The sequence below is a fragment of the Micromonospora violae genome (assembly GCF_004217135.1).
In the GTDB taxonomy this organism is placed as follows: domain Bacteria; phylum Actinomycetota; class Actinomycetes; order Mycobacteriales; family Micromonosporaceae; genus Micromonospora; species Micromonospora violae.
Map to the genome: position 1 here is coordinate 192,770 of NZ_SHKK01000001.1, position 19,754 is coordinate 212,523.

The 19,754-nt window shown below is 72.3% G+C and carries 20 protein-coding genes; 8 read left to right on the forward strand and 12 right to left on the reverse strand.

Annotated features, from left to right (window positions below; translation table 11 throughout):
• Positions 1 to 28 precede the first annotated feature (28 nt).
• The 5 genes from EV382_RS00885 to EV382_RS00905 all read right to left on the reverse strand — a co-directional run bounded on the left by EV382_RS00885 (position 29) and on the right by EV382_RS00905 (position 6,750).
• Positions 29 to 958 carry a hypothetical protein gene (locus EV382_RS00885; protein ID WP_130399768.1) on the reverse strand — a complete coding sequence of 310 codons (930 nt, stop codon included), beginning with the start codon at positions 956 to 958 and terminating at the stop codon, positions 29 to 31.
• A gap of 223 nt (positions 959 to 1,181) precedes the next feature.
• Positions 1,182 to 3,251, reverse strand: a complete 2,070-nt coding sequence (locus EV382_RS00890) for a 3-hydroxyacyl-CoA dehydrogenase NAD-binding domain-containing protein (RefSeq protein ID WP_130399769.1) — start codon at positions 3,249 to 3,251, stop codon at positions 1,182 to 1,184.
• Positions 3,248 to 4,444 (reverse strand): thiolase family protein, encoded by a 1,197-nt coding sequence (locus tag EV382_RS00895; RefSeq protein WP_130399770.1) that lies wholly within the window; start codon positions 4,442 to 4,444, stop codon positions 3,248 to 3,250. Before EV382_RS00895 ends, EV382_RS00890 begins: the two co-directional genes overlap by 4 nt.
• 185 nt (positions 4,445 to 4,629) lie before the next feature.
• A complete protein-coding gene (locus EV382_RS00900) occupies positions 4,630 to 5,952 on the reverse strand; it encodes a ribonuclease D (protein ID WP_130399771.1) in 1,323 nt (440 codons plus the stop codon).
• A gap of 225 nt (positions 5,953 to 6,177) precedes the next feature.
• On the reverse strand, positions 6,178 to 6,750 hold the full coding sequence (locus EV382_RS00905; RefSeq protein WP_130399772.1) for a DUF3000 domain-containing protein: 573 nt from the start codon (positions 6,748 to 6,750) through the stop codon (positions 6,178 to 6,180).
• A 137-nt stretch (positions 6,751 to 6,887) separates the two neighbouring features.
• Between EV382_RS00905 and hemE the strand changes: the two genes are divergently transcribed.
• The 3 genes from hemE to hemQ are packed head-to-tail and all read left to right on the forward strand — an operon-like array spanning position 6,888 to position 10,100.
• Complete coding sequence (hemE, locus tag EV382_RS00910; RefSeq protein WP_130399773.1) at positions 6,888 to 7,985, forward strand: uroporphyrinogen decarboxylase; 1,098 nt, start codon at positions 6,888 to 6,890, stop codon at positions 7,983 to 7,985.
• Between the two features lie 7 nt (positions 7,986 to 7,992).
• A complete protein-coding gene (gene hemG, locus EV382_RS00915; protein WP_130399774.1) occupies positions 7,993 to 9,402 on the forward strand; it encodes a protoporphyrinogen oxidase in 1,410 nt (469 codons plus the stop codon).
• Positions 9,399 to 10,100, forward strand: coding sequence for a hydrogen peroxide-dependent heme synthase (gene hemQ / locus EV382_RS00920; protein WP_130399775.1), 702 nt, complete (start codon positions 9,399 to 9,401; stop codon positions 10,098 to 10,100). The genes hemG and hemQ overlap by 4 nt, the downstream gene beginning before the upstream one ends.
• 51 nt (positions 10,101 to 10,151) lie before the next feature.
• Here the strand turns inward: hemQ and EV382_RS00925 are convergent, their stop codons facing one another.
• The 4 genes from EV382_RS00925 to EV382_RS00940 all read right to left on the reverse strand — a co-directional run bounded on the left by EV382_RS00925 (position 10,152) and on the right by EV382_RS00940 (position 13,292).
• A complete protein-coding gene (locus tag EV382_RS00925; RefSeq protein ID WP_130399776.1) occupies positions 10,152 to 11,249 on the reverse strand; it encodes a lytic polysaccharide monooxygenase auxiliary activity family 9 protein in 1,098 nt (365 codons plus the stop codon).
• A 117-nt stretch (positions 11,250 to 11,366) separates the two neighbouring features.
• Positions 11,367 to 11,822: a GNAT family N-acetyltransferase gene (locus EV382_RS00930; RefSeq protein WP_130399777.1), complete on the reverse strand. Its 456-nt coding sequence runs from the start codon at positions 11,820 to 11,822 to the stop codon at positions 11,367 to 11,369.
• A gap of 24 nt (positions 11,823 to 11,846) precedes the next feature.
• Positions 11,847 to 12,788 carry a DMT family transporter gene (locus tag EV382_RS00935; protein WP_244236488.1) on the reverse strand — a complete coding sequence of 314 codons (942 nt, stop codon included), beginning with the start codon at positions 12,786 to 12,788 and terminating at the stop codon, positions 11,847 to 11,849.
• A gap of 243 nt (positions 12,789 to 13,031) precedes the next feature.
• Positions 13,032 to 13,292 (reverse strand): Prokaryotic metallothionein, encoded by a 261-nt coding sequence (locus EV382_RS00940; protein WP_130399778.1) that lies wholly within the window; start codon positions 13,290 to 13,292, stop codon positions 13,032 to 13,034.
• A gap of 279 nt (positions 13,293 to 13,571) precedes the next feature.
• Here EV382_RS00940 and EV382_RS00945 point away from each other — a divergent pair, with 279 nt between their 5' ends.
• Both EV382_RS00945 and EV382_RS00950 read left to right on the forward strand, forming a co-directional pair.
• Positions 13,572 to 14,309, forward strand: coding sequence for a lytic polysaccharide monooxygenase (locus EV382_RS00945; protein ID WP_130399779.1), 738 nt, complete (start codon positions 13,572 to 13,574; stop codon positions 14,307 to 14,309).
• Positions 14,310 to 14,371: 62 nt separating this feature from the next.
• The gene (locus EV382_RS00950) at positions 14,372 to 14,959 is read left to right on the forward strand and encodes a DUF305 domain-containing protein (protein WP_130399780.1); all 588 of its coding nucleotides are present in this window, start codon (positions 14,372 to 14,374) and stop codon (positions 14,957 to 14,959) included.
• A 12-nt stretch (positions 14,960 to 14,971) separates the two neighbouring features.
• On the opposite strand, the gene msrB is transcribed toward EV382_RS00950, so the two are convergent.
• The gene (gene msrB, locus EV382_RS00955; RefSeq protein ID WP_030336225.1) at positions 14,972 to 15,376 is read right to left on the reverse strand and encodes a peptide-methionine (R)-S-oxide reductase MsrB; all 405 of its coding nucleotides are present in this window, start codon (positions 15,374 to 15,376) and stop codon (positions 14,972 to 14,974) included.
• 47 nt (positions 15,377 to 15,423) lie between these two features.
• Between msrB and ligD the strand changes: the two genes are divergently transcribed.
• On the forward strand, positions 15,424 to 16,455 hold the full coding sequence (gene ligD / locus EV382_RS00960; RefSeq protein WP_130399781.1) for a non-homologous end-joining DNA ligase: 1,032 nt from the start codon (positions 15,424 to 15,426) through the stop codon (positions 16,453 to 16,455).
• A 16-nt stretch (positions 16,456 to 16,471) separates the two neighbouring features.
• On the opposite strand, the gene EV382_RS00965 is transcribed toward ligD, so the two are convergent.
• Positions 16,472 to 16,780 (reverse strand): hypothetical protein, encoded by a 309-nt coding sequence (locus EV382_RS00965; RefSeq protein ID WP_244236489.1) that lies wholly within the window; start codon positions 16,778 to 16,780, stop codon positions 16,472 to 16,474.
• 88 nt (positions 16,781 to 16,868) lie between these two features.
• Between EV382_RS00965 and EV382_RS00970 the strand changes: the two genes are divergently transcribed.
• Together EV382_RS00970 and EV382_RS00975 are read left to right on the forward strand one after the other, a co-directional pair.
• Complete coding sequence (locus EV382_RS00970; RefSeq protein WP_130399782.1) at positions 16,869 to 17,057, forward strand: hypothetical protein; 189 nt, start codon at positions 16,869 to 16,871, stop codon at positions 17,055 to 17,057.
• 73 nt (positions 17,058 to 17,130) lie between these two features.
• Positions 17,131 to 18,381 (forward strand): HNH endonuclease signature motif containing protein, encoded by a 1,251-nt coding sequence (locus EV382_RS00975; RefSeq protein ID WP_130399783.1) that lies wholly within the window; start codon positions 17,131 to 17,133, stop codon positions 18,379 to 18,381.
• Between the two features lie 190 nt (positions 18,382 to 18,571).
• Here EV382_RS00975 and EV382_RS00980 read toward each other — a convergent pair whose 3' ends face one another.
• Complete coding sequence (locus tag EV382_RS00980; protein ID WP_165435690.1) at positions 18,572 to 19,732, reverse strand: outer membrane protein assembly factor BamB family protein; 1,161 nt, start codon at positions 19,730 to 19,732, stop codon at positions 18,572 to 18,574.
• Between the last annotated feature and the right edge of the window lie 22 nt (positions 19,733 to 19,754).

A 19,754-nucleotide genomic window follows, 5' to 3' on the forward strand; every position in this document is an offset into this window, starting at 1 on the left:
GGTGGCCGGGGCCCCGTGCTCGTCCAGCTCAGGACTGCTGTTCGACCTGACCCCGGATCGCGGCGAACTCGGCCTTCGCCTGGTCGGCGGTCTTGAAGTACATCACCACCATGCCCAGACTGCCCCGGTCGGCCCAGACACAGATGCCCAGCGGCACGGTCTCGACCTTGCCGTTGCCGCAGCGCGCCTCACCGCCGAGCGGGCCGGCGTCGATGGCCGTCATGCCGCTCACCGTCAACTGCTCGTCGAGCCCCTGCACGTAGTCGTCGAGCGCCTTCTTCGGGTCCGCCAACAGCGCCGACACGCCCGTGATCATGACGAGGTCCTGCTTCGCCGGGTCACCGTAGAAGGCAGCGACGGTGCTCGTCTGGGTCCTCGCCGCCCCCTTCATCCCGCTGGCCGCCTGGTCGGCGGCCCGCTGCAGCTGCGGTTCGGTGAGCTTCGGCCGGCCGGCGAGGGTGGCCGGCGCGACCACCCGGGTCTTGCTGGCGTCCACGACCGAGCCCACGTCGTCCTTCACGACGAGCCAGGTGATCGCCGCGCCGCCGAGGCAGAGCACCAGCACCACGGCCAACACGATCAGAATGATCTTGCCGACGTTCGACTTCTTCGCCGGGGGCGGGCCACCGACCAGGCCCGGGTCACCGTAGGGCTGACCGGGCTGCGCGGACGGGAAACCGGGCTGTGCGGCCGGAAAGCCCTGCGGCGCGGCCGGGTAGCCCTGCGGCGCGGCCGGGTAGCCGGGCTGCGCGGGCGGGACGCCGGGCTGCGCGGGCGGGAAGCCCTGGGGCGGAGGCGGGAAACCAGCGGGCTGCTGCGGCTGTCCCTGCGGCGGCGGCCAACCGCCCGGCTGCTGTGGCTGCCCCTGCGGCTGCGGCGGCGGCCAACCGCCGGGCTGCTGCGGCTGGTTGGGGGAATCGTGCGGCGGACCGTAGGGATTGGCCGGCGGCTGAGACATCAGTCAGCTCCAAGATGGGGGTGCAAAACGTGTGATCCTAACCCGGGGCGCTGCCCGCCGTTGCCCCCGCACGGATCCGCACCCCGCGCTGGCCTGCCCACACACGACCGTGGTGGCCCCCGGCCGCACCCGGGCGCGGTGGCCGGCCGTCCACAAACGGCCGCGGTGGCCGTCCCGTGCACGAGGCACGGTCCGGCCACCGCGACGGTGGTACGGCGATCGGTCAGGCCGGCAGACTCGCCGCGCCGGGCGGCAGGAACCGCTGGCCGGTGACCCGCTCGGAGGTGCCGGTCCGGTCCAGGTACGGCGTGACGCCGCCCAGGTGGAACGGCCAACCGGCACCCAGGATCATGCACAGGTCGATGTCCTGCGCCTCGGCGACCACACCCTCGTCCAGCATCAGCCGGATCTCCTGCGCGAGCGCGTCGAGCGCGTTCTGGCGTACCTGCTCGGCGGTCAACGGCTGGTCACCCACGACGAGCAGCGCGGCGACCTCCTCGTTGACCTGGTCGTCGACCACGATCGGCTGGCCCGAGTCGGCGATCCGCTTGAGGTTCTCGCTGACCCCGAACCGGTCCGGGTACGCGGCGTGCAGGGTGCCGCCCACGTGGTACGCGACGGCCGGCCCGACCAGTTGCAGCAGGGCGAGCGGGCGCATCGGCAGGCCCAGCGGGTCCAGTGCGCTGTTCGCCACGTCCAGCGGGGTGCCGGCGTCGACGGCGGCGAAGACGGTGCCCAGGAAGCGGGTGAGCAGCCGGTTCACCACGAACGCCGGGGCGTCCTTGACCAGCACGCTCGACTTCTTCAACTGCTTGCCCACGGCGAACGCGGTGGCCAGGGTGACGTCGTCGGTGCGCTCACCCCGGACGATCTCCAGCAGCGGCAGCACCGCCACCGGGTTGAAGAAGTGGAAGCCGACCACCCGCTCCGGGTGCTCCAACTCGGCTGCCATCTCGGTGATCGACAGCGAGCTGGTGTTGGTGGCGAGCACCGCCTCCGGAGAGACGACCTTCTCCAACTCGGCCCAGACCTGCTTCTTGACGCCCAGGTCCTCGAAGACCGCCTCGATGACGAAATCCGCGTCGGCGAAGGCGCTCTTGTCGACAGTGCCGCTGACCAGGCCGTACAGCTTTGCGGCGGTGCCCTTGTCCATCCGGCCCTTGGTGACGGCCTTCTCGATCTGGGTGTGCACGTAACCGACGCCCTTGTCCACCCGGGACTGGTCGAGGTCGGTCAGCACCACCGGCACCTGGAGGCGGCGGGCGAACAGCAGCGCCAGCTGGCTGGCCATCAGGCCCGCGCCGACGATGCCGACCTTGGTGATCGTCCGGGCCAGGCCCTTGTCGGGTGCGCCGGCCGGGCGCTTGGCCCGCCGCTGCACCAGGTCGAACGCGTACAGGCCGCTGCGCAGCTCCTCGGAGAAGATCAGGTCGGCCAGGGCCTCGTCCTCGGCGGCGGTGCCGGCGGCGAAGTCGCCGTCCTTCGCCGACTCCAACAGGTCGAGCGCCTTGTACGCGGCCGGGACCGCGCCGTGCAACCGCTGGTTGAGCGTCTCCCGGGCGAAGTAGAGCACGCCCGCCCACATGTCCTTGTCGACAGCGGGGCGGGTCACGGTGACCTGACCCCGGACCACGTCGGCGGCCCACTCCAGAGACCGCTCCAGGAAGTCGGCCGGCTCCAACAGGATGTCCGCGATGCCCAGCTCGGCCGCCTGCTGCGGCTTGAGCATCTTGTTCTGCATCAGCGGGTTCTGGATGATCACCTGGGTCGCGGCAGGAATGCCGATCAGGTTCGGCAGCAGCTGGGTGCCACCCCAGCCGGGCACCAGACCCAGGGAGACCTCGGGCAGCGCGAGAGCCGCCGCGCCGCCGGAGAGCGTCCGGTAGTGGCAGTGCAGCGCCAGCTCCAGGCCCCCGCCCATCGCCGCGCCGTTGACGAACGCGAACGTGGGGACCGTGCTGTCCTTGAGCCGGGCGAAGACCCGGTGGCCGAGCCGGCCGATCTCCAACGCCTGCGCGCGGTCGGCGAGCTGCGGCAGGCCGACGATGTCCGCGCCCACGCAGAAGATGTACGGCTTGCCGGTGATGGCGATGAACGCCGGGTCCGCGGCGAGCGCGGCGGTGATCGCCTCGTCCAGGCTGGCCAGCCCACCAGGGCCGAAGGTGTTCGGCTTGGTGTGGTCGAGGCCGTTGTCCAGCGTGATCAGGGCGGCGGGCCGGTCCAGCCCCGGTACGTTCACCGCGCGCAGCAGCGCCCGGGTGACGACCTCGTTCGGTGCGGCGAGCGTGCTCACTTGTTGCCCTCCGTCCAGTGCGGGTTCTCCCAGATGACCGTGCCGCCCATGCCGATGCCGATGCACATCGCGGTCAGGCCGTAGCGGACCTCGGGGTGCTCGGCGAACTGGCGGGCCAGCTGCGTCATCAGCCGTACGCCCGAGGAGGCCAGCGGGTGACCGATGGCGATCGCGCCGCCCCACGGGTTGACCCGCGCGTCGTCGTCGGCGATGCCGAAGTGGTCGAGGAAGGCGAGCACCTGCACGGCGAACGCCTCGTTCAGCTCGAACAGGCCGATGTCGTCGATGCTGAGCCCGGCGAGGCGAAGCGCCTTCTCCGTCGACGGAATCGGGCCGACGCCCATCACCTCCGGCTCGACGCCGACGAAGCCGAACGACACCAGCCGCATGGCGACCGGCAGGCCCAGCTCGCGGGCGGTGGCCTCGTCGGCGAGCAGGCTCGCGGTGGCGCCGTCGTTCAGGCCGGCCGCGTTGCCCGCGGTGACCTTGCCGTGGGGGCGGAACGGGGTCTTGAGGGTGGCCAGCTTCTCCAGCGAGGTGTCCCGGGGGGCCTCGTCCACCGTGGCCAGGCCCCAGCCGCCGTCGGCGTCGCGGATGGACATCGGCACCAGGTCGTCCTGGAGCTTGCCGTTGGCGTACGCCTTGGCGGTCTTCTGCTGCGAGGCGAGCGCGAACGCGTCGGTGCGTGCCTTGGTGATGTGCGGGACCAGGTCGTGCAGGTTCTCCGCGGTGGCACCCATCACCAGCGCGGACGGGTCGACCAGCTTCTCGGCGATGATGCGCGGGTTGGGGTCGACGCCCTCACCCATCGGGTGGCGGCCCATGTGCTCGACGCCACCGGCGATGGCGATGTCGTACGCGCCCATGGCGATGCCGCTGGCCACGGTGGTGACCGCGGTCATCGCCCCCGCGCACATCCGGTCGATGGCGAAACCGGGAACGGTCTTCGGTAGCCCGGCCAGCAGGGCGGCGGTGCGGCCGATGGTGAGGCCCTGGTCGCCGATCTGGGTGGTGGCCGCGATGGCGACCTCTTCGACCCGCTCCGGGGGCAGCTGCGGGTTGCGACGCAGCAGTTCCCGGATGCAGCGGATCACCAGGTCGTCGGCGCGGGTGTTGGCGTACATGCCACCCGCCTTGCCGAACGGGGTACGGACGCCGTCGACGAAGACGACGTCGCGAACTTCACGGGGCACTGGAGCCTCCTAGCCGAGGGGCACGTTCCCCCGAATGCTACTCGTCAGTAACCAACCCCGTCCCCACCCCCCGGCTGTGGCCCACCCCACACCCTGCCCCGGTTGATCATGAAGTTACTGCCGAGACATGTCGGCCGCGCTGGCACGAACTTCATGATCAACCGGATATGGGTGGGGTGGTTCGGTTAGGTGGTTGGTGGGGTTAGGGCTTTGGTCAGGTCGGGGGTCAGGAGGCCGATCTGCCACTCGCGGGCATTGAGGCCGCGCAGGGTCTCCGCGACCGACTCCTCGGTGATCTCCTCCGGTGGGGTCCACGCGAGCCGGCGGACCGAATCCGGAGTGATCAGGTTCTCCGGCGGAAGGTTGTGCTCACCGGCGATGCGGATCACGACCTCCCGACAACGGGCCAGCCGACCGGCCGCCACCGGGTCCCGTTCGGCCCAGCGGTGCGGCGGGGGCGGGCCCTCCACGGCCGGCGAGACCGGCAGGGAGTCGTCCGGCAACTGCCGGGCGTCGTCGAGCGCGGCGAGCCAGGTGCGGGCCAGCCGACGGACCGACCGACCACCGAAACCGGGCAGGGTCAGCAGCGTCTTCTCGTCCTTCGGGTCCAGCTCGGCCGCGGCGATGATCGCCGAATCGGGCAACACCCGACCGGGCGCGGCGTCCCGCCGGGCCGCGATCTGGTCCCGGGCGTACCACATCGAGCGGACCCGGGCCTGAGCCCGCGCCCCCCGCAGCCGGTGGATGCCCGAGGTGCGCCGCCACGGTTCCGCGCGGACCCGCGGCGGGCGGGCCCCGGTGCGGACCAGTGCGGCGAACTCCTCCGCGGCCCAGGCCGACTTGCCCTGCCGGGTCAACTCGGCGTCGAGCGCGTCCCGCAGGTCGGTGAGCAGCTCCACGTCGAGGGCGGCGTACGTCAACCAGGACTCGGGCAGCGGTCGGCTCGACCAGTCGGCCGCCGAGTGGTGCTTCTCCAACGTGAACCCGAGCAGCTGTTCGGTGAGCGCGGCGAGTCCGACGCGCTCGAAGCCGGCCAACCGGGCCGCCAGCTCGGTGTCGAACAGCCGGCGCGGGCGCAACCCCACCTCGGCCAGGCAGGGCAGATCCTGGCTGGCCGCGTGGAGGACCCACTCGGCCTCGCCGATCACCGCGTCCAGCGCGCTGAGGTCGGGCAGGGGTAGCGGGTCGATCAGCGCCGTGCCCGCGCCGGCCCGGCGCAGTTGCACCAGGTACGCGCGTTGGCTGTAGCGGTAGCCGGAGGCCCGTTCGGCGTCCAGGGCGACCGGGCCGGTGCCCGCCGCGAAGCGGGCCACGACCTCGGCCAACTCGGCCGGAGCGGCCACCGGTTCGGGGGTGCCGTCACGCGGAGCGATCAGCGGAACGGGCCCACCGTCGGTCGGGTCGGCCCCCTCGCCCGCCGGCTGCGGCTGGGCCGACGGCGGGTGCTGGGGTGCGTTGCCCGGAAGTTCCTCGGTGGGCCGACGGTGCAGGGGTGGTTCGTCGGTCACCTGCCAACCCTAGTGCGCGCGGAGATCCGGCGTGTGCAGCCGGTCCGGCGTGTGTCGATCAGGTGTCCCGTCCCCACCCCGTCGATCATGCAGTTGTGGTGCCCCACAAATGCCGCACGAGCTCACATCTCGCCCACCACAACTCCATGATCGACGCGGGAGAGGGCTGGGGCGACGCGCGAGAGGGCTGGGGCGACGCGGGAGAGGGCTGGGGGAGAGGGCGGGTCAGGCTGCGCCGGCTGGGCGGCGGTCGGAGAGGGCAGTGACGCCGGGTGGGGGCAGGCCGGCGGTGGAGGCGAGGAGCGCGCACCAGCCGAGCAGGTGTGGGGTCAGGTCGTCGTCGACCGGTGTCCAGGACGCGCGGATCTCGATGTCACCGATGGTCGGCGGCCCGGCAAGATCGCCGAACCGGGTCGACATGGTCTGCGTCACCGTCCCGCCGATCGCCCGGTGGTCGGCGCCGTGGGCGTCCAACGCGTCGGTCAGCCACGTCCAGCCGACCCCGGGCAGCAGCGGGTCGGCGGCCAGGTCGACCTCCAACTCGGCGGTCACGTAGGTGACCAGCCGCAGGGTGCCCTGCCACGCCTCGTGCCCGACCGGGTTGTGCAGCAGGATCAGCCGGCCGGTCGCCACCTCGTCGTCGTCGCGCAGCACGGCCGCGGAGAGCGCGAACGCGTACGGGGCCAGCCGCTGGGGGGCGCCGACCTCCTCCAGGGTGATCTCCGGCCGAGGGGCGGCCGACCGCAGCCCGGCGACCGCGCGGGCGAACGTCTCCGGGAGCGCGATCGGGGGGGCCATGTCCGCAGCCTATGCCGCCGTCCGTCGCCCGCTTCGACGGCGCGCCGACGCTCATGAAGGGCGCCGGGCGTCCGGAACGGTGCCCTTCCTCTCACCCCCACCCGGTTGGGGGCGGCCGGCGTGGCACGATTGCGGCGATGACCACGGACACCACGGGCACTGTCGCCCGAGACGGAGATTCCCGCCCCGGCGGACCAGCCGACTCGCCCTTCATCCGGGCGTGTCAACGTCGGCCCGTCCCGCACACCCCGGTCTGGTTCATGCGCCAGGCCGGCCGCTCGCTCCCGGAGTACCGGGAGATCCGGGCGAGCGTGCCGATGCTGGAGTCCTGCCGCCGACCCGAACTGGTCACCGAGATCACCCTCCAGCCGGTGCGCCGGCACGGCGTGGACGCGGCCATCCTGTTCAGCGACATCGTGGTGCCCGTCGCCGCCGCCGGGATCGACCTGGACATCGTGCCGGGCACCGGTCCGGTGGTCGCCGAGCCGATCCGCACCGCCGCCGACGTGCAGCGGATCCGCCCGATCACCCGCGACGACGTCTGGTACGTGGACGAGGCCGTCCGGCAGTTGGTGGTCGAGCTGGGCGACACCCCGCTGATCGGGTTCGCCGGAGCGCCGTTCACGCTGGCCAGCTACCTGGTCGAGGGCGGGCCGTCGCGCACCCACGCGAAGACGAAGGCCCTGATGTACGGCGACCCGGAGCTGTGGCACGCGCTCTGTGCCCGGCTGGCCGAGGTGACGCTGGCCTTCCTGCGGGTGCAGATCGCGGCCGGGGTGTCCGCCGTGCAGCTCTTCGACTCGTGGGCCGGCGCGCTCTCCGAGGCCGACTACCGCCGTTTCGTGTTGCCGCACTCGACCGCCGTGCTGAGCGGCCTGGCCAACGCCGGGGTGCCCCGGATCCACTTCGGGGTGGGCACCGCCGAGCTGCTCGGCGCGATGGGCGAGGCCGGGGCGGACGTGGTCGGCGTCGACTGGCGTACGCCGCTGGACGTGGCCACCGGCCGGATCGGCGCGGACAAGGCGGTGCAGGGCAACCTGGACCCGACCGTGCTGCTCGCGCCGTGGCCGGTCGTGGAGGCTGAGGTCCGTCGCATCCTGGAGCAGGGTCGCGCCGCGCCCGGGCACGTGTTCAACCTCGGCCACGGGGTGCTGCCGGAGATCGACCCGGACGTGCTGACCCGGGTGGTCGCGCTGGTGCACGAGCTTTCCAGCCGCCGGACCGACCAGGGCTGACACGGTGATGCGGCAACCCTGGCGGGTGGCGGTGGTCGGCGGCGGGATCGCCGGGCTGGCCGCCGCGGTCCGCCTGCGGGAGCGCGCACCGACCGGCACCGAGATCACGGTGTACGAGCAGTCCGGCGCGCTGGGCGGCAAGTTGCGCACCGGGGAGCTGGCCGGGCAGCCGGTGGAGTTGGGCGCGGAGTCGTTCCTGATGCGCGATCCGACCGGCGCCGAGAGCGCGGCGGTGGCGTTGATCCGCCGGCTCGGGCTGGCCGAGAAGATCGTGCACCCCACCGTGGGGCAGGCCGCGTTGGTGATCGACGGAGGGCTGCGCCCCATCCCGGGCGGCACCCTGGTGGGCGTACCCGGGGATCTGGATCGGGTGGCCACGGTCGCCCGCCCGTCCGCGGACGCCGACACCGACGGTGGTCGGCCGCTGGTCGGGCCCGACGCGGACGTCTCGGTGGGTGCGTTGGTCCGGTCCCGGTTCGGCGACGAGGTGGTCGAGCGGCTGGTCGACCCGATGCTGGGCGGCGTGTACGCGGGCCGCGCCGACGATCTGTCCCTGGTCACGACGATGCCGGCGCTGGCCCGCACGGCCCGGGTGGAGCACACCCTGGTCGGTGCGGTGCGGGCCGCGCAGGCCGCCGCGCCGCGCGCGCCCGGCGCGCCGGTCTTTGGCACCCTGGTCGGCGGGCTGAGCACCCTGGTCGAGGCGGCGGTGGCGGCCAGCGGCGCGACGGTACGCCGCAACGCCGCTGTCCGCGAGGTGACCCGGACCGGCACCGGTTGGCGGCTCACGGTCGGCCCGACCCGCGACGCCGAGCTGGTCGACGTGGACGCCGTGGTGCTGGCGGTGCCGGCGCGACCGGCGGCGCGGCTGCTCAGCGACCCGGCGCCGGCAGCCGCCGCGGCCGTCGGTGAGCTGGACTACGCGAGCGTCGCGCTGGTCACCATGGCGTTGCCGCAGCCGCGGCTGCCCGAGCTGTCCGGCTTCCTGGTGCCGAGCACCGAGGGGCTGCTGATCAAGGCGGCGACCTTCTTCACCACCAAGTGGGGGCACCTGCGTCAGCCGGACGGGTTGGCCCTGGTGCGCGCCTCGGTGGGCCGGTACGGCGAGGAGGCGCACCTTCAGCGCCCCGACGCGGACCTGGCGGCCACCGTGCACCGGGAGCTGTCGGCGGTGCTCGGCACCCCGCTGCCCGCCGCCGTGGACGGGCACGTGCAGCGGTGGGGCGGTGCGCTGCCGCAGTACGCGCCGGGGCACACCGACCGGCTCGCCGCCGCGCGGGCGGCGTTGCGGGCCGCGCACCCCACCCTCGTCCTCGCCGGTGCCGGCTACGACGGCGTCGGCATTCCGGTCTGCGTCCGTTCCGGCGAGACGGCGGCCGAAGAGATCATCACAGCACTGGGAGGATCGGCGACATGACCGAGCAGACCAACGCGGCCCGGCTGCGGGAGCTGAACGAGAGCATCCGCTACACCATGTGGTCGGTGTTCCGGGCCAGCTCCCCGCTGCCGTCGCTGCGGGACAACGTCACCAGCGAGGTCGTGTCCCTCTTCGACGAGTTGGCCGGCAAGGACGTCGTGATCCGGGGCGTCTACGACCTCTCCGGGCTGCGCGCCGACGCGGACGTGATGATCTGGTGGCACTCCGCCTCCAGCGACGCCCTCCAGGACGCGTACCTGCGGTTCCGTCGTACCACCCTGGGTCGGGCGCTGACCCCGGTGTGGTCGCAGATGGCGCTGCACCGGCCGGCGGAGTTCAACAAGAGCCACATCCCGGCGTTCCTGGCCGGCGAGGAGGCCCGCCCGTACATCTGCGTCTACCCGTTCGTCCGTTCCTACGAGTGGTACCTGCTGCCCGACGCCGAGCGGCGCGAGATGCTGGCCGAGCACGGGAAGATGGCCCGCGGCTACCCGGACGTGCGGGCCAACACGGTCGCCTCGTTCGCGCTCGGCGACTACGAGTGGATGCTCGCCTTCGAGGCCGACGAGCTGCACCGGATCGTCGACCTGATGCGGGACCTGCGCGCCTCCGGCGCCCGCCGACACGTCCGCGAAGAGGTCCCGTTCTACACCGGCCGCCGCCGCTCGGTGGCCGAGATCGTCAACTGCCTGGTCTGACGCCCGCCGGCCGGCGTCGCACCCCCGCCCGGGTGCGACGCCGGACGGGGATCAACTGGTCGTGGTGCAGGTGACCAGTGGAACCGGGTTGCTGCCGTTCCACGAGCCGAGGAAACCGAACGTGGTGCTCGCTCCGGCGGCAAGGCTGCCGTTGTGGTTGGCGTTACGTGCGGTAACCGCCGTGCCGTTCGTGCTGACCGTCGCGTTCCACGACGAGGTGACCTGCTGGCCGTTGGCGTAGTTCCAGCTCAGCGACCAGCCCTGGATCGGTGAACCGCCCGCGGTCACCGTCACGTCGGCCTGGAAGCCACCGGGCCACTGACCGGTCACCTGGTACGTCGCCGTGCACGCGCCGGCCGGCGGCGGGGTGGTCGGCGGCGGCGTGGTGGGTGGGGGAGTGGTGGGCGGCGGGGTCGTCGGCGGGGGAGTGGTGGGCGGGTTGGTCGACCCGCCGCCGAAGTCGACGTCGCTGCACAGGTAGTACGACTGGTCAAAGTGGCTGGCCTGCCACACGGTGTAGACGATGTGCCGTCCGGTGCGTCCGGGCGCGCTCACCGGGATCTGGATCGAGACGCCACCGGTGTCCTGGTCCCACTGGGAGGCCGGGGTGTTGCCGATCTGGCCAGCCAACTCCAGGTTGCCCCAGCCCAGTGGCTGGGTGGCGGAGTTGAAGCCCTGCTTGGTCACGTACACCCGGATGTAGTCGGCGCCGTGGCTGGCCTGGTCGAAGAAGCGGAGCCGGAAGTTGTTCGACACCGCTGTGGTCTTCCAGGCGCCGATGGTGTCCAGCGAGTTGTAGCGCGGGCTCTGGGTGCGTCCACCGCTGCACAGTTGACCGTCCGGGACGGCCGCCTGGTGGTTGCCGCCCACCCCCTCGCGGAAGAGGCCGTTCCAGTTCCACATGGCGGCCGGGTCGGCCTGCCAGGCCTGCCAGCACATCGGGTCCTCGGTGGCCATCCGGGGGTTCTGGAAGTCGCCGCCCCAGCGTTGCCAGCAGCTGTAGTTACGCGAGGCCGGGTCGACGACCGAACCATGCGCCGAGGCGGGCCTGGTCAGCACGGTGGTGAGTGCGGTCGTCAACAGGAGCGTGGTGGTCGCCACGATGGCGAACAGCCAGACCACGCGTCGTGATCGGATGGAAGTGGACATGGAGCCCCCGGGGGGATGAGGTCGGACGTCGACACCCGGACCGCCGGGAGGTGCCCACTCCCGTGCCTCTCGCTGGCTCCCGCGATGGCTCTACCCGGCACCATGCCAGCCGGATCGTCACGCGTCAATGGGATCCCGGCGCATCGGGGTGTGCGGGATCCCGTCCTCGATGTACTCGGGGCCGCTCACCGCGAAACCGTGCCGGCCGTAGAACCCCACCAGGTGCGACTGGGCGTCCAGCACGCAGACCCGATTGCCCACCACCTCCAGTGCCGCGCTCATCAGCCGACCGGCGTGACCACCACCGCGCGCCGCCGGGGCCACCACCACCCGACCGATCCGGGCGACGCCGTCCGGGTCGGCCAGAATCCGCAGGTACGCCAGCGGCGCGTCGCCGTCGGTGAGCCAGATGTGCCGGGTGCCCGGCTCGACGTCGCGTCCGTCGAGTTCCGGGTACGGGCAGTGCTGCTCCACCACGAACACGTCGATGCGCAGCTTGAGCAGGTCGTGGAAGGTGCGGGCGTTCAGATCGGCGAACGAGGCGGTGCGGATCTCGGTGGTCTGCTGGGGCATCCACCGATGGTAGGTCGGGTGGGTTCACGCAGTGTCCGCCCGGTGGGGTGCGAGGTAGGTGGCGGCCACGGCGGTGAGCAGCAGGACGCCGCCGACGATCACCGGCAGGGGGAGCGGTTCGTGCAGCAGCGCCACCGCCAGCGCCGCGGCGGTGAGCGGTTCGAGCAGGGTCAGCACGGCGGCGACGCTGCCCGGTGTGGTGCGCAGCCCGGCGTAGAACAGGGCGTACGCGAGCGCCGTGGTGACCACGCCGAGGTGTAGCAGCAGCGCCACGGTGTCCAGGCGTACCGGCACGCTGACCCCGGCGACCAGGGCGAACGGCGCCAGGGTCAGCGCGCCGACCACGGTGGAGATGGTGGTCAGCGTCATCGGCGCGGTGCGCTGCGACACCTGGCGGCTGATCAGGGTGGTCACCGCGTACCCGAGGCCGGAGCCGGCCGCCGCGAGCAGGCCGAGCAGCGGGGCGGGCGCCGCCGCGCCGGGGTGTTCGGTGGCGCTGGTGATCAGAACGAGGCCGGCCACCGCCGCGACCAGGGTGCCGAGTCGCAGTGGGCCGGGGAGCCGGCGGGCGTGCGCCGACTCCCAGGCGGCGGCGAGCACCGGGGCCAGGCCCAGGCTGACGATGGTGGCCACGCTGACCCCGGCCCAGGCCACGGCGGCGAAGTAGAGCGCCTGGTAGAGGCCGAGGCCCACGCCGGTGAGCAGCAGCGGTACGGGGGCGGCGCGCAGGGCGGCCACCATCGTGGGGAGTCGGCCGGCGGTGCACGCCAGCAGCACGAGCGCGGCGATGGCGAGGCGGTGGAAGCCGATGCTCACCGGGCTGAGCCCGGTGCCGTCGCGCAGGAGTTGCACCGCCACGCCGGTGGTGCCCCACAGCACGCCGGTGACGGTGATCGGGATCAGGCCGCTGCGGGCGGCGGGGTGGGCGGCCGAGGCGGCCGGCAGCGCGGTACGGGTGGTGGACACGGGAGCGCTCCGTAGGGTGAGCCGTTGACGGGGGACGACGTCGACGGAGCGCGTACGACAGGGTGGCCGGGCGGGTCAGGTCACCCGCTCGGCGAGAGGCGCGGCGCTCCGCTCAGGAGCGCGGCGGGGGCAGGACGCCCAGGAATGGCCGCATGGCGACGACCGTACCCCAGTGCGGTGGTCGGCCCGGCCCGCAGCCGGGCGGGCGGGCGCGGTCAAACTGGTCAGGCTGGGCCGGCGTGGTCAGGCTGGGCGGGCGCCGACGGCGTCGCGGATCTCGGCACCCACCGTGCCCTCGACGGCGCGGGCGCAGTGCGCGCAGCAGAAGAAGCGGCCGTTGACCTCGACGCCGTGCCCGACGATCTTGACCTGGCAGTGCTCGCAGATCGGTGCCATCCGCTGGATCGCGCACTCGAACGAGTCGAAGGTGTGCACGTCACCGCTGACGGTGTGCACCTCGAACGCCATCCAGTAGTCGTTGCCGCAGACTTCGCAGGTCGCCACGGGAAACCTCCATTTAAGTGGACAATTGCCTACAGAATCCTCCGGGCCGCGTCGGCGTGGGGCGGAACGTCGCTGTCGCACCCCGGCCGGCGGCGTGTCGGTGTCGGCGTGTTGCCCCGCCGCGTCGGAAGGGTCGCGCGGCGACACCGGGGGCGGCCTGCCCGGGCGCTGCGCAGAAAACTGTCGTCATCGATGGATTTATCGATGAGAGTCTTTACTGTTAACAATGTTTAAATTACGTTGAGGGCACCTCACCGCACCTGGAAAAGGAGCTGCCCGATGCGTCGAAGAATCACCGTCCCGCTGGTGGCGGCGGGCGCTGTCGCCGCCACCCTCACCGTCGCCGCCCCCGCGCAGGCGCACGGCTACGTCTCCGCCCCACCGAGCCGGCAGGCGCTCTGCGCGCAGGGCCGGGTGCCCGACTGCGGTCAGATCAAGTACGAGCCGCAGAGCGTCGAGGGCCCCAAGGGCCTGCGCAGCTGCCATGCCGGCATCGCCCAGTTCGCCGTCCTCAACGACGACAGTCGGGGCTGGCCGGCGACCTCGGTGGGCAGTTCGCTGACCTTCACCTGGGTCAACACCGCCCGGCACGCCACCAGCAACTGGGAGTACTGGATCGGCAACACCCGGGTCGGCGTGGTCAACGGCAACGGCCAGCAGCCGGGCGCCACGGTGTCGCACACCGTCAACCTCGGCGGCTTCACCGGCCGGCAGAAGATCCTCGCGGTCTGGAACATCTCCGACACGGCGAACGCCTTCTACTCCTGCATCGACGTGCAGATCGGCGGTGGCGGGTCGAACCCGACCCCGACCCCGACGCCCACCCCCACCCCGCGGCCCACCCCGACGCCCACACCGACCAACCCACCCGCGGGTGGCAGTTGGGCGGCGGGCCGGGCGTACCAGGTGGGCGACCAGGTCACCTACGGCGGAGTGACGTACCGCTGTCGGCAGGCGCACACCGCGATCCCGGGCTGGGAGCCGCCGAACGTACCGGCGCTCTGGCTTCAGGTCTGACCGCACGGGTGCGGCCTCGGTTGCACCCGTGTCGCCGCTCTCGCGTGAACGGAGCAACCGGCATGCCCCGCCGTACCCCTCTGGCGTTCCTCGTCGCCGCGCTGCTGCTCACCGGGGCCTGCGCCGCCACGTCGAGCCCGTCGGCCCGGCCGCAGCCCGCCCCCGCGTCCCCGGCCGGCTCGGCGACGGCCGGGCCGTCAGCCGACGGGGACGCGATGAGCGGGATCGACGTGGTGTTCCTCAGCACCATGGTCGGACACAGCGAACGCACATTGCAGATCGTCCGGCTGGCCCGCGACCGGGTGCGCGACGACGCGTTGCGCACCCTGGCCGCCGCGATCGAGGCGACCGAGGCCGACGAGCTGTTCGTGATGCGCGGCTGGTTGCCCACGGCCGGGCCGGGCGCCAGCGCCGCCGCACACCACCACGACGGGCACGGCGACGACACCGCGCTCGACCGGCTGCGGACCGCTCCGGACCCGGACGTCGACCGTGTGCTGCGTGAGGTGCTCGCCGACCACCAACGATCGGCCGCCGACCTGGCCCGCGCCCAGGTCGGCGTCGGCCGCAACGAACGGGTCCGCGACCTGGCCCGGCGGATCGAGCAGTCCCGGACCGCCGAGGTCGAGCTCCTCAGGGGTACGCCGTGAGGGGCTCTGCGGTCAGCGGGGTTCCAGCTTGATGGAGACCGAGTTGACGCAGTGTCGGGTGTCCTTCGGGGTGAAGCCCTCGCCGTGGAAGACGTGCCCGAGGTGACTGTCGCAGCGGGCGCAGCGGATCTCCGTACGGGCCATGCCCAGGCTGCGGTCCTCGATCTCCTTGACCCGGCCCGGGATGGCGTCGTCGAAGCTCGGCCAGCCGCAGTGCGAGTCGAACTTCGTGTCGCTGGAGAACAGCTCCAGCCCGCAGGCGCGGCAGTGGTAGACCCCCTGGGTCTTCGTGTCCACGTACTCGCCCGTCCACGGGCGTTCGGTGCCAGCCTCCCGCAGGACGTGGAACTCCTCGGGGGTCAGTCGGACCCGCCACTCTTCGTCGGTACGGGGCAGTTCGTTGTCGTCAAGACTCACCCGTCAACGGTACGTCGAACGTCAGGGGCGTGGCATATGGTCGCGAGATGGCGGGCACCAAGGCTGCGGTCACCGAGGTCGAGGTGGCCGGGCGCAGCGTACGGCTGAGTAGTCCGGACCGGGTGATCTTCCCTCAGCGGGGGTTCACCAAGGCGGATGTCTTCCACTACTACCTCGCGGTGGGCGACGGGATCATGCGCGCCCTGCGCGACCGGCCGACCACCCTGCAACGCTTCCCCGAGGGCGTCGAGGGCGAGGCGTTCTTCCAGAAACGGGTGCCCACCCGTGGGGTGCCGCCCTGGGTGACCACCGCGCAGATCACCTTCCCGAGCGGTCGGACGGCGGCGGAGCTCTGCCCGGCCGACCTGGCGCACGTGGCCTGGGCGGCGCAGATGGGCACCATCGTCTTCCACCCGTGGCCCGTGCGGGCCGCCGACGTCGACCGCCCCGACGAGCTGCGCATCGATCTGGACCCGCAGCCCGGCACCGACTTCGCCGACGCGGCCCGGGCCGCCGGCGAGGTCCGCGCGCTCCTCGACGAGCTGGGCGCGACCGGCTGGCCGAAGACCTCCGGCGGCCGGGGCGTGCACGTCTACCTGCGCATCCAACCCCGCTGGACGTTCACCGAGGTGCGCCGGGCCACCATCGCGCTGGCCCGGGAGGTGGAGCGCCGCAACCCCGACCTGGTCACCACCGCCTGGTGGAAGGAGGAGCGCGGCACCCGGGTCTTCGTCGACTTCAACCAGATGGCGCGCGACCGGACGATCGCCTGCGCGTACTCGCTACGGGCCAACGCGCGGGCCACCGTCTCGACCCCGGTCACCTGGGACGAGCTACCCGACGTCGACCCGGACGACTTCGACCTGCGCACCGTGCCCGCCCGGCTCGCCGAGCGAGGTGACCCGCACGCCGGCATCGACGACGCACCGTGGGACATCACCCCACTGCTCGAGTGGGCCGAGCGCGACGCCGCCGCCGGCCAGGGCGACCTGCCGTACCCGCCGGACCACCCGAAGATGCCGGGGGAGCCCAAGCGGGTGCAGCCCAGCCGCGCCAGGGCCACCCCCGACAGCCCCTGACCGACCCCCGGCGGCGTCACAAGCGCGGCTGCGCCGTCCACGCCAGGAACCTGTCGAACAGCTCCCGTGGGTCCGGTCCCGGGTCGGGGTTGAGCGTGAGCAGGTCGGCTGTCGCGTCGTAGAGCTGGCTGGCCATGTAGATCGATAGCGCCACCCGATCCCCTTCGTACTCCACCCGCAGCAACATTCGGGCGAATGCGCATGGCCAGGTGGCGGCGCACACCCGGCAGAGCCACGACGGCCGACGCGGCAGGTGCTGATGCACCGGGTGTAGGTCGCTCAGCGGCTGATGGTCACGGCTGGGGGAGGCCTCCGGCGTAGTCATCTGTCAATCGTGGTCCGACATGTTGTCTGTGTCAACGCACTCCGTAGTTGTCGCAGTCTGGCGCCTGTGCCGCTGTCATCGTCAATGTGTGGACCTCGTCGGCGTGTCGGAGATTCGGGAGATGCTGGGGAACGTGTCCCGGCAGCGCGCGTCCGTGATCGCCAATCAGCGGAACTTCCCGGAGCCGGTCGCCGTGCTGGCGATGGGCAAGGTCTGGCGGAAGTCGGACGTGGTGGCCTGGATCCGCGAGCATCGTCCGGAGTTGACCGACGGCTGACCGGGCCTGGTTGGGCGATGTCGCGCACTCGGTGCGGCCAGAATTTGTCGTACACCTGTTCTAGAATTTGCCTGTGATCGATGAGTTGGTGCGGGCGGACAGTGCGGTGGCGACCTGCGCCGACGCCCCGGTCTGGGCCCTCTCCGAGCACGATCTGATCGCGGTGCTCGATGCCACGCACCGGTTGCAGCAGCGGCTGGCGGCCGTGCAGGTGGCCGCGGTCCGCGAGTTGGACGGTCGGGGCACCGCGGTCGCGCAGGGCGCCTCCTCGACGGCCGTGTGGTTGCGCCACCGCCTGCGACTCGACGTCTCCGCCGCCCGTCGGCTGGTCGGGCTCGCCGCCTCACTCGACGTCGCCCCACCCACCGTGCGCGAAGCCCTGGCGGACGGGGCGGTCAGCCTGGACCAGGCCCGCGTCATCGCGGACACGGTCGCCACCGTGTCGGCGTCCGCCGGGCCCGAGGTCGCCGACAAGGCGGTGGGCGTGCTGGTCGAGTGGGCCGCGCGGTTCGACCCTGTGGCGCTGCGCAAACTCGGCACCCGCATCCTCGACCACGTCGCACCCGAGGTCGCCGACGCCGCCGCCGCGGCGGCGCTCGCTGCCGAGGCTGCCCGGGCTGCCCGCGACCGGCACGTCACCGTCTCCGAGCAGACCGGCGGTCGGCTTCGGCTCAGCGGCACCCTCGACGCGGAAGCCGCAGCACTGTTGCGTGCGGTCATCGACCCGCTCAGCGCGCCGTCCGGGCCGGACGACACCCGCTCAGAGGGGCAACGTCGCCATGATGCTCTCGCCGACGTGTGCCGGCTGGCGCTGCGCACCGGCGAACTGCCCGAGAACGGCGGTGATCCGGCCCAACTCGTCGTCACCACCGACTACGACGGGTTGGCGCGGCAGTTGGGTGCCGGTGCCCTCGACATCGGCCTGGGTCTCACCCCCGACACGGTGCGCCGGCTCGCCTGCGACGCGGCCATCCTGCCCGCTGTGCTCGGCGGCACCGGGCAGGTGCTCGACATGGGCCGACAGCGTCGCCTCGTCACCGGCCCGCTGCGTCGCGCGCTGGTGCTGCGCGACGGCGGCTGTGCCTTCCCGGGCTGCGACCGGCCGCCGCGCTGGTGCGCCGCCCACCACATCCGACACTGGGCCGATGGGGGCCCGACCAGCCTCGACAACTCCGTCCTGCTCTGCGGCCACCACCACCGGCACATCCACCAGAGTGAGTGGGCGGTTCGGTTGGGCCACGACGGGCGCCCGGAGTTCGTCCCGCCGGCCTGGCTCGATCCCGACCAGATCCCGCGCCGCAACCACTACCACCGACGAACGTAGGCCGAGCGGCCCCGGCCATCGCACAAGCTGATCCACCGGGTGCGAACCTAACTCAAGCCGCGACCACCACCGCGACCGCGACCACCACAGCGACGCCGCGTCGCGCCTGTGCGGACAGTGCCGCGTCGCGCGAACAGCGACGGCGGTTGACCGTGACATCCGGTCAACCGCCGTGGAAACGCCGCAGGCCCTAGAGGCCGTAGACGGTCAGCTTCGTGCCGTCGGTGGCGTACACCCGGCCGTAGGTGACCACGAGCTGGTCGGTCGCGCCGGTGAAGGCTGGCGCGTTCAGCGTGGCGCCGTCGACCGGGTTCAGGGCGTACACCCGGTTGTCCTTGGCCGTGACGTACAGGACGCCACCGGCGATGATCGCCCGCTGGTGCTCGCTGCCCGTCACCTGCTTGCTCCAGATGATGGCGCCGGTGCTGCGGTTCAGCGCGAAGACGGTGCCCCCGGCGGAGGTGACGTACAGCCGGGTCGGGGTGACCACCGTGAACGTCGGGTTCAGGTCGGACGCGAGCCAGCTCAGGTTGCCGGTCGCCGGGTCGAGGACCTGCAGGCTGTGCCCCCACCCGACGTAGATCTTGCTCCCCGTCTCGTCCGTCGCGAGCGGCCGGTAGTCGCGGTACGTCGTGGTGTTGAGGGGCTCCCCGTTGCTGATGTTGACGACGGTGCTGGTCAGGGGACCGCCGTTGCCCGCGTATCCGGAAAGCAGGACGCGACCGTTCGCCGAGACCGGCTGATCCATGACGACGTCGTGCTCCCACAGCAGTTGCCCGTCGGCGATGCGGTAGGCGCGCGTGTCCGAGCTGTAGCGACCAAAACCGGAGACCACGACGACACCCCGGTCGACGAGGATCTGCAATGCCACGCCCTCGTCACGGAAGTCCCGGACCAGCGTGCCTGTCGCAGCGTCGATAACGAAGATCTGCGAGTGATCGGAGCCAGGCATGCCCCTGACGCTCGCCGCGAAGACGAGCTGGCCGGCCGTGTGGACGAGCTCTGTGGAGAACCCGAACTCTGTGGGCTCCAGGTCGAAGCGCCACTTCTGTGCGCCGGTCACCTCGTCGGTGGCCGTGACGCCGAGGTTATCCACCGCGTACACCAGTCCGTCGGCGACGACAGGCGCGCGCTGACCGGTCCGGGCCGGGCTGCCGGTGTGCTTGAGCTTGAGGTTCGGGACGGTCGGCACCGTCACGGCCGTCTCGTTGGGATTGAACGCGCTGTTGCTGACCAGGTAGCCGGACATGGACCACCAGCCCGTGCCGCCCGCGGCGGCCGGAGCCGCCGGCACGGCCACCGTCGCCGCGAGCACCGCGGCAGCGGTCAGCACCTTCACCGAACGCCTCACTCGTACCTCCCCCGTTGGCGCG